We start from the raw sequence: 8909 nt of genomic DNA, 5'->3' as shown, positions 1-8909 counted from the left end.
TTACTTAATTTAGGAGATAGGGAAATGAAGAAGTGTTCAATACTTTTAGGACTTACATTAATAAGTTCATGTGCTTTTGCAATGGATCAATCAAATATGGGACAAATGTCTATGAATTAAAATCATTGTCCTAAAGATAAAAAACAAACTGTAGCACTTGAAAAAAAATACCTGCAAATGATGCTTGCTCATTACTAATCATAGCCTTTTAAAATTTAGCCAACCAGATAGTGTTCATTCGTTTATCTTGAGTATCGTTTACGTTTTTAAAAATAAAGAAGAAGGGATACTACTATCGTCATAACCTTTTACTCTATAGTTTGAGTTTGTCCATGTCTGATCAGAAGCTCCTCTAAAAGGAATATTACTTAAACTAAGATGCTCACACTCCTGTGCTGGCCAATTAGTCACTCGATTAATAACTAAATCATTATAAATAGTTCCTAGAGGTATATCGGGACTATTATTTTGTATATTTTTTATATAGTTATTCAAGCCAAATATAAGAGCATTTGGGCCTGCGGAATCTAAAGTGTAGTCCCATCGTTTACTAAAAAACATATTATTGAGGCCAAAATATGGGGGATAATAAGGATAGCGTTTTAAATCCATTTTCGTATGATCCTTCCGAAGAGGAAATTTAAGCATTCTTAATATATAATCAAAATCTTGATTTTCGCCATCTAGCTTCCTATAAGATTGTATTGAATGATGGATAGCATCTTCTATAACCGGATGATGAGGAATAGCGACAATAACATCATTATTGACAGAAGTTAATTCACCATTATGGTTTACAAATCCATGAAGTTTAATGCCATAAGGTAAGGGCTCAGGGATTAATTCTAAATTCTTAAATTTCAAAAACACAGTATCAAGATCGAAGTAATAACCTCCCTTTACTCGTAAAATTTCATAACGTAAAAAATCGGCTGCAGAGGCCAAATTTTTAAAGCCAATCATTTCACGATTTACATAAGATAAAAAATCCTTGAATCGATTGTCATTCTGATAAAATGGATCTGTTTGCATCTCTTCAATAAGTGAACGAATATCTTTTAACTCAATTCCTAAATTGTTTGGCGTAATCTGTAAATCAAATTGATACTTTTCATAGGCTAATCTAGATATAGCCTTACTAAAATTTCTAGAATCATCTACCCATAAATAAACTTTAAACCCATGTTTTTTAGCAAGTAATCCCAATTTAATCAAAGAGTCTAATAAATATTTTTCAGGAAGAGTCCCTCCAATCCAAATAAAATGAATAATTGAAGGTGGGATTCCATTGTTAGTATTGTTAGAAGATGAAATTTTTTTTTGCTCTGTGGTCATAATTTAAATCAACTTCAACTACTTTAAATAAATGGTAATTACTTTATTATCTTGCTTGTTTTTTGTCAAGTATGTGATTTATTTGCACTGGAAAAGAAAAATTTTTTTAATTCTTTCAAATTGTTGAATATCTCGAGTCACCTAGATAAAACCTGTAGTTATACTTTTCATAATAATAAGGGCTTAATCCCTCCTAATGAAGTGACAATATTTGATTTATATAAACTCAATTTAACATACGGAAGTTGAAAAATTAATTAGGATATGAGCCAGGAGGGGAGGGCTCACCCAAGGTAAATTACCAGGTGAAACTACAGGTAGACATTCATTATGTCTGATTACTGTGAAAAGTAGACTTTAAGCTAGAAAACTGACCTCGAAATAGTTCAACCCTTGAAAAACCGATTTATTGAATCTCATACATAGCAATGTTCCGCAAAACTCCCGATTTCTTCCTGTTCTATATCAAGACTACAAGTGTCGCAAAACACATGATATCGATATGCCGCTCCGCAATAAGGATTATGGTTGTCACATAACAAAGGACTCGCGAAATTTATATATTTAGTAATTTAGCAGCATTTAAGTAACTTATTTTCATTTTATCTTCATCATCCAATTGTAGTGAATCTAACCATTGACTTGCCTTCAAGTTATCTTCATAAGGGTAGTCAACTGAGAACATGATTCTATCTATGCTAACTGTAGCAATTGCATGCATCAAAGATGGAGTATCAAAAAAACCACTGGTTGTTAAGAATATATTAGAATTTAGGTATTCTGTAATTGTTTTATTGCATTGCAATTTTTCAAGCCAACCTTCTTCTTTTAGTCGATGATCGAGTCGCCAAGCCCAAAATGCTAACATTTCCCCCATGTGTCCAATGATGATTTTAAGGTTTTGATACCTATCAAAAAGCCCTGACAGCATTAGGCGCAAAACATGTTCGGCCGTTTCAATATGAAATCCCCATGTTGAGCCATGTAATGCTTGATATGGTGAATAAGTAGCTACTCTTCCCTCAGGAATCCCTCTGGGGTGAATATAAATTGGGATGTTGTTATCATTAATGTAGCCCCAAAATTCATCATAAGCACTGTCATCCAGGTATTTTGCAGAAGTATAGCCACTGCTATCGTATCCATTAATTAGGCAGCCAACGATTTCTTGAACACCTTTAAGGCGTTCAAGCTCATTGATTGCAAGCTCTGGGGCGTAAGTAGGTATGCAGGCAAAGGCACGAAATCTACTTGGAGATTGTGTGACACAGTCTATTAAATAGTCATTCCACTTTTGGGCGCAAGACTCTAGTTGTGATGCTAGAGCTAATGATTGTAGTCCTGGAGTTGTTACGGAGAGTACTGATAAATCAATCCCTGCTTCATCCATACTATCAATTCTTAGCTTATGTATATCTTTTAAACGAACTAAGTTTTGATTAAACTCGGGATGGCTTTTGTGTTCTAAAATTAAGTCTCGGCCAGGAACAACAATAGCTTCTTCTAATGCAATTTTTTTCATCTCCAACCTAAGTTCATCCCTTAATATAGATAAGTCTAGTATATTATTCCTCGTAATGTTTGGCGTGCCAAAACTCTATAGTTTTTGTACGTAGGAGCAAAGGGTAAGCCAGTAAAGTTTAATTTACTAAAATAAGTAAGTGTATTGTTTAAATCTTTAAAGGAAGTAATCGATGAGCGGATATTTAAAAGATATTCGCAAGAATTTAAGTATACTTTTTATGATACGCAATGTTATCCGGAATGCCACTACGAAGAAATGGCACATGGATATATGATGGAGCCATCGCAACACCAGCCCCAATTTTACCAACAAGACATTACTGATGTAAGTTTATCCTGGGCTGGTGCGGCAGGAGGTTTAATTAGTAATAGTGAAGATCTAGCTAATTGGGTTCATTTGTTATTTTCTAAGCATTTTCTTGGCAAAAAACAACAGTAGGAGCTGAAAAATAATGTATTCAAGGCCAACCTATTTCTCATAAGAGTCATTATATGGGATATGGATTAGGGGTAGGACATATATATGATCCTGATTACGGGGCGCAGGGGACACATAGTGGTGGAACTTTGGGATATCACAGCTTATTTATTTACGCACATAAGATATTTACTACTATTATTGGCCCATCAAAACATGAGACTTTGTAGCGAGTGTAGGATTTACAGCCCTGCCTACGCTCGCTTGATTAAAATGCGTGAGCCTGTTTGCTTTGATTAACAGCCTACTTCATAGGCTTGCATTCAAAGTCATAAGGGAATACTACAGAAACACTATTTTCTGGACTATTTAACATGACGGGGCCGGATTTTAAAACACATTGACCAATAGAGGCTGTTTGTAACATGCCGTTTGGTACTGTATAAGGGGTTGCGCTAATAGTTAATGGCGCTGATGAGCAAGGTACTTTTTCAATAAATTGTGCTTGACTACCACCCCTAAGCGTAGTTGATAGACCAAATCCATAATCATTTACTACATTAAAAGCAACATATTGATCTCTCTCAATAGGTGGTGTTGAAACTGCAACTTGTATTTTACAACTTAAATCAGGATCCGCGTAAGCAGGATAAAATGCAGACAAGCTAGCAATGGAAAGAGTAGTCAGGATGGCTTTTTTTAACATAATAACTCCTAGAATTTGTTGTAATTCGCATGTTCGAGGCCTACCGCTTGTTTGCAGGATTTGTTTCGAACTAGCAACAAAATAATATCATATTGTTTTTTATGATTTCATATAATTGCCTTTCCTTTCATATTTTTTACAATTTGGCCTAGTTTGCTACGATAAACTCGCATAGGTCTGTGTACATTTTGAGTTTAACTCAATTGCTTCTAGTGTTTTCCAACCAAAGAGGATACGTTGTTCAGATCACAAGCCAAATATGAGTAATACCTTGGTAAAAACCATCCTAGTTTTTGGATCAGCGTTTGTATTTTTTCGGGTGCAGATTGATTCTGGTCAATCGAGAGGACTAACTCATTCTGCTCAGTTTCAGGGAGATAGACGAGCTTGACCTTGGCATCGTTGATACCGAAATGATGCATGAGTGCTTCAAGTAATTTTATTGAGGTAACAGGCAGGATCTGCACTGGCACGTCACTGATGAGGATGTCAGTGCCTTCGCGAATAAGATGGGCATGCGGTTTGTCTGTTTTGAAAGGATGATCCTCTGGTTCAGCAAACGTCCGATAGAGATGAAAACCCAGGATGTCGCCATAGCTGAGATCGATAGCTTGTTTGGGATTACGTGCCTCGATGGCTATGCCAACCCCTTCGTTGATTAAGAACGTATCGATGAGCTCAGGAATGGTATAGCTTGTTATGGTACTGCAGTCTTCAGGGATGGATTCAGTAAGCTCAAGATTATAATAAGTGAGGCCTGCAGGATTGAAGATGATCTCAGGATCACCACTAGTGAAGACAGCGTGGGGTAGGCACGTTATGAGACGATTATACCAGGCAGCTTGTCTGTTGGAATTGTCGATCTCAAACAGGGCTCTTAGCTCTTGAGTGGCTGAGACGGAAGTCATTTTGTTTTTGGGTTTATCCATGAAGTATATTTTTATTTAAAATAAGGCATTGTAACAAAATAACACAATGAATCATATTAAAAAGGCATCACGATGAATTATGGAAAGATTCGCATAAATATAACTTATATTATCTTTTTTATACTATTAATAACTGCAAACTGTGTATTTGCCAAAATATTGGGATAATGTTAAAGGCGTAAAAATAACAGAGGATATTAAAAAATTTATTGTTGAAGATGAATACCAAATTAACTTATTGTCATGCAAGACTTTATTTTTGAATCAGGAGAATTACATGTGGGCTAAGGATTTATTTATTGATATCCCTGTGCGGGATAACGCACCGAAAACCAGGTTGCATATACGTATAGTCAGTGAAAATGAGGGCAATCTCGACACAATGCCTTACGTTTTTATGCTTCCTGGTGGCCCAGGTGCTAACCATTCTCATTACAAGGATTATGAGTGCCTATGTACAACAAGCAATATAGTATTTATCGATCCCAGAGGCTGTGGCTTAAGTGATAAAAATGATCCCACATCATATACCATGCAAAACTACATCCAGGATGTTAATGAAATTCGTAAACATCTCAATCTGGATAAAATAGTTTTATTGGGTAAATCTTATGGAGCCATGTGTGCATTAGGATATACTTTGGAATATCCGAAACATGTTTCTAGCCTTATTTTGGCGGCAGGCTCTCCAAGCTTTAGAAACCTTGAAACTGCGCGTCTCAATGTTAAAGAACGAGGTACCCCGGAACAACAAAAAGCCTGTGAGCAGCTATGGGCGGGAAGTTTTATAAGTGATGAAGAACTGGATCATTTTTTTGATGTTATGGATTCTATGTATTCCTGGAGAAAAAGACATAATCTTCCTGTAAGTCGGCCCGCTCCGGAGTATATTTTTGCTCATGAGCCGTTGAATGAAGGATTTAGTAAATTTTTACAAACATTTAATTATGAAGAGCGTTTGCATGAAATAGCATGCAAAACGCTCATTTTAGTAGGTGCTGAAGATTGGATTACCGATAAAAGACATTCCGAATTCATGGCGAGCAGAATACCTGATAATGAATTGATTGTGTTTCCTAATGCGGATCACTCAATGGAGTCTGATGTTCCAGAGGCATTCTTTGCAAGCATTCAATCCTTCGTGAAAAGCCAGTGTGAAAAAAGGAATCCACATCATTTTTTTCAGGAAAATGATAATACTGAGAAAGGAAAGCCTGATTTGACTGCTGATGATCCATTAAGGATGGTTCATTAAGTTAAAATTATCTGAAATAAGTGGCTCTGGCTTGTAAATGCTAAAAAATTTTCCTTAGCAAGCGTAGGTCGGGCCTTAGCCCGACAATCCATTATGCGGTGTTGAGATGGCAAAATCTTAAAATTAAGCTGCTTTTTCTTTCTGTGACATCAGTTTTAGAAGCGCATCAGCCGCAGCAGTGGAGGAAGCAGGATTCTGTCCTGTGATGAGTAGACCATCAACGATGACGAAACTTTGCCAGTCGGGGGCTTTTTCATAGAGGCCTCCAAGTCGTTTTAACTCATCCTCTACAAGGAATGGCACTACATGTGTCAGTTGCACGGCTTCTTCTTCGCTGTTGGAAAAACCAGTCAGGCGTTTGCCCTTGACAAGTGGTGCGCCTTTGTACATTACCCGATGAAGAACGCCAGGGGCATGGCATACCAAGGCAACCGGTTTGCCAGAATTGTAGAAAGACTCTATTAAGCTTATTGAAACAGGACTTTCGGCAAGGTCCCACATAGGGCCATGACCACCGGAATAAAATATTGTGTCGAAATCTTCTGCCTTCATGTCGGCAAGCTTTGCCGTTTGCGACAGCACTTTTTTTGCCACCTCGTCTTTCTTGAACCGCTCCATAGCGGGAGTCTGATTTTCTGGTAAATCACTTTTAGGGTCGATTGGAGGTTGTCCGCCTTTCGGTGAAGCCAACACCAGTTGAACTCCCGCATCAGCAAAAACATAATAAGGTGCGGCGAACTCTTCAAGCCAGAAGCCAGTTTTTCGCCCAGTATTGCCGAGTTGGTCATGGGAAGTTAATACCATCAATATTTTCATTTTCGTCCTCCTTCCGTGTTTTAACGAGCATGAAGTAATACTACTAATTTTAGCTCAGGCTACTCCGATTTACTAATGCATATTAGGACAAGTAATCAGCATAATTGAGCCATTCTACCTTGTACTTTCTTATCTGTTGCAGCTGGTTTCTCTGCTTGATGTGATATTTGGTTTAGGGAACTCATATCAACCTTATCTAAAAAAGACTCTAATGAGACAACATTATTTGATGTGTTGGGGGGAGCGAGTGAACTGGTTGGCGCTGAAAGTTGGGGAGCATGTTCCAGTTCTATATCTTTTTGAGATTCCTTATCTTCTTTGGTCTGTTGTGTCTCAGGTTCTTTTTCTCTATCGGAAGAACAGAGTACATCGGGTTTTGCTTCAGCCGACGATGTTTCACGTTCGGAAACATGTTTAGGATTTAATCTGTCAGTTTTCTCATCGGATAGTTTTTCTGTAAGAGCACTTGTATCTTCTTCAGAGAGTACTGATTCAACTTTCTTTTTAAAAGCTTCTTCTTTATCACGCTTTACAGGGGTGCTGTCTGTCATATTCTCTACGTCTTTTAATTTAAGTTTGGTAGTTCTCTGACTGTTTGTTATTTTTTTTGTTATTCCATTATTGAGACAATCCAATCCTTCGCTGAGTTTTTGTATGAAACTTATGCCCTTTTGGTTCAAAAAATTAACTTTATTCAAAGTTTCTTCCTCTTCAGGGGTTACTTTCATTGTTTCTTTTAATTTTACTATTGATTGTTCTAAATGATTTTCAAGAACTCTTCTGTTTTTATATACAGGATTAGAGTCCATCAACTCTTGATCCTTTGGGTTACAGGCCTTTATGTTCCTATCCATTTCATCAAAATTTTGATTAATTAAAGACTTAAGCGTCTGTAAGTCAGTTATTTTTTTATCAAATATCGCCTTTTTTTCTGCTGAGAGAACTGAACTGGCTTGCTGCAATTCAGTAATATTTCTCTCTACAATTTCCGTTAAGGCTGCCGATTTTCGAGCATATAGATTTGTGATGCTTTCTAGATAGTGTTGTTTGTTTATCGTGAGATCAGAATTCAGAGCCTGGTTTAAGTATGTTGTATTATAATTTGGATTAATTTGCTGGGGGGCCAAGCTATGTTCTTGAGGGTCAAAATCAATCGTTTTATTTATAATTGGGAATTGTGCCGGTGGCGAAACAGCACTCGTAGAAAACCCTTTGGTTTTGGTTAAATAATCCTTTGCCTCATAAACGTCATTTGCCCAGGGGTCGCATATATATGCGGACTCTCCCCATGTAGAAGGATCCTTGGGGTTGCTGGCTGGATCTCTTCCTACAACTAGAAATACATGATCTCCTCCCTGAACCTCATAACATTCAGCATTTATTTGTGCACTATTGGAATTGTTATGCTCTACAACATATTTCAATGCTAACATGGCATATTCGCCACAATTACCTTTTTTGCTCGCTTGAACAACACCAGACTCATCAAGAAAATCGTCACATGCCTGTCTGAGACTTGAGCGGTACCTGCTCTTTTTTCGGGGAGGTTGGGGATTTGAAGGAGCTATTTCTTCTGGTCTTTCTTTACCAAAACCATGTTTCGGATCAGAAAGACTTTGGTGCCAGTGGACTGATCCATATTCTAAGCCTTCATGACGCGTTGCTCCACCTCTCATTAAACAAACATCTCTTGCAATCGCCTCTTGCTTTTGAGGAGAATGATTATTCATTTTTAAGCTGGTTGAACTCGAGTCCTCATCATTTATAATACCTCTTGCAAAATCTTTTGCTCTGATTGCAATATCGTGTACCATATTTTTAGAAACAATCATTATTGAAACATCCAAGTATTTAAAACAAAGTTTTATAAATGTAGACCACCTTTCTTGGTTGGTCAAATTTTAAACAAACAGATTTTTTTGTATA

General features: G+C 37.1%; 9 protein-coding genes. 3 read left to right on the top strand and 6 right to left on the bottom strand.

Translation table 11 applies throughout. The features are described 5' to 3' along the window. Positions 1 to 258: 258 nt before the first annotated feature. A complete protein-coding gene (locus tag BGO44_RS18380) occupies positions 259 to 1335 on the bottom strand; it encodes a glycosyltransferase (RefSeq protein WP_273199431.1) in 1077 nt (358 codons plus the stop codon). Between the two features lie 556 nt (positions 1336 to 1891). Continuing rightward, positions 1892 to 2857 carry an amidohydrolase family protein gene (locus BGO44_RS18375; protein WP_058509542.1) on the bottom strand — a complete coding sequence of 322 codons (966 nt, stop codon included), beginning with the start codon at positions 2855 to 2857 and terminating at the stop codon, positions 1892 to 1894. Positions 2858 to 3001: 144 nt separating this feature from the next. Between BGO44_RS18375 and BGO44_RS18370 the strand changes: the two genes are divergently transcribed. Both BGO44_RS18370 and BGO44_RS18365 read left to right on the top strand, forming a co-directional pair. After that, positions 3002 to 3298, top strand: a complete 297-nt coding sequence (locus BGO44_RS18370) for a serine hydrolase domain-containing protein (RefSeq protein ID WP_273199428.1) — start codon at positions 3002 to 3004, stop codon at positions 3296 to 3298. Between the two features lie 53 nt (positions 3299 to 3351). Then, complete coding sequence (locus BGO44_RS18365; protein WP_273199427.1) at positions 3352 to 3507, top strand: hypothetical protein; 156 nt, start codon at positions 3352 to 3354, stop codon at positions 3505 to 3507. Between the two features lie 74 nt (positions 3508 to 3581). On the opposite strand, the gene BGO44_RS18360 is transcribed toward BGO44_RS18365, so the two are convergent. After that, positions 3582 to 3983 carry a hypothetical protein gene (locus tag BGO44_RS18360; protein ID WP_058509548.1) on the bottom strand — a complete coding sequence of 134 codons (402 nt, stop codon included), beginning with the start codon at positions 3981 to 3983 and terminating at the stop codon, positions 3582 to 3584. Between the two features lie 209 nt (positions 3984 to 4192). Beyond that, positions 4193 to 4912, bottom strand: a complete 720-nt coding sequence (locus BGO44_RS18355) for a hypothetical protein (RefSeq protein WP_273199425.1) — start codon at positions 4910 to 4912, stop codon at positions 4193 to 4195. A gap of 277 nt (positions 4913 to 5189) precedes the next feature. Here BGO44_RS18355 and BGO44_RS18350 point away from each other — a divergent pair, with 277 nt between their 5' ends. Continuing rightward, positions 5190 to 6167 carry an alpha/beta fold hydrolase gene (locus BGO44_RS18350; protein ID WP_058509550.1) on the top strand — a complete coding sequence of 326 codons (978 nt, stop codon included), beginning with the start codon at positions 5190 to 5192 and terminating at the stop codon, positions 6165 to 6167. A gap of 123 nt (positions 6168 to 6290) precedes the next feature. Here the strand turns inward: BGO44_RS18350 and BGO44_RS18345 are convergent, their stop codons facing one another. After that, positions 6291 to 6983 (bottom strand): type 1 glutamine amidotransferase domain-containing protein, encoded by a 693-nt coding sequence (locus tag BGO44_RS18345; protein WP_058509551.1) that lies wholly within the window; start codon positions 6981 to 6983, stop codon positions 6291 to 6293. Between the two features lie 95 nt (positions 6984 to 7078). After that, a complete protein-coding gene (locus BGO44_RS18340) occupies positions 7079 to 8815 on the bottom strand; it encodes a hypothetical protein (RefSeq protein ID WP_058509552.1) in 1737 nt (578 codons plus the stop codon). Positions 8816 to 8909 lie beyond the last annotated feature (94 nt).

The sequence above is a fragment of the Legionella sp. 39-23 genome, assembly GCF_001897665.1.
Lineage (GTDB): Bacteria > Pseudomonadota > Gammaproteobacteria > Legionellales > Legionellaceae > Legionella > Legionella steelei.
Note: the sequence above shows the minus strand (reverse complement) of the source record. Positions and strands in the feature narration are given on the sequence as shown.

What these genes read in the sequence shown, in the direction of transcription:
- BGO44_RS18380 (WP_273199431.1), bottom strand. Translation starts at nt 1,335, where the DNA reads ATGACCACAGAGCAAAAAAAAATTTCATCTTCTAACAATACTAACAAT.
- BGO44_RS18375 (WP_058509542.1), bottom strand. Translation starts at nt 2,857, where the DNA reads ATGAAAAAAATTGCATTAGAAGAAGCTATTGTTGTTCCTGGCCGAGAC.
- BGO44_RS18365 (WP_273199427.1), top strand. Translation starts at nt 3,352, where the DNA reads ATGGGATATGGATTAGGGGTAGGACATATATATGATCCTGATTACGGG.
- BGO44_RS18360 (WP_058509548.1), bottom strand. Translation starts at nt 3,983, where the DNA reads ATGTTAAAAAAAGCCATCCTGACTACTCTTTCCATTGCTAGCTTGTCT.
- BGO44_RS18355 (WP_273199425.1), bottom strand. Translation starts at nt 4,912, where the DNA reads ATGGATAAACCCAAAAACAAAATGACTTCCGTCTCAGCCACTCAAGAG.
- BGO44_RS18350 (WP_058509550.1), top strand. Translation starts at nt 5,190, where the DNA reads ATGTGGGCTAAGGATTTATTTATTGATATCCCTGTGCGGGATAACGCA.
- BGO44_RS18345 (WP_058509551.1), bottom strand. Translation starts at nt 6,983, where the DNA reads ATGAAAATATTGATGGTATTAACTTCCCATGACCAACTCGGCAATACT.
- BGO44_RS18340 (WP_058509552.1), bottom strand. Translation starts at nt 8,815, where the DNA reads ATGATTGTTTCTAAAAATATGGTACACGATATTGCAATCAGAGCAAAA.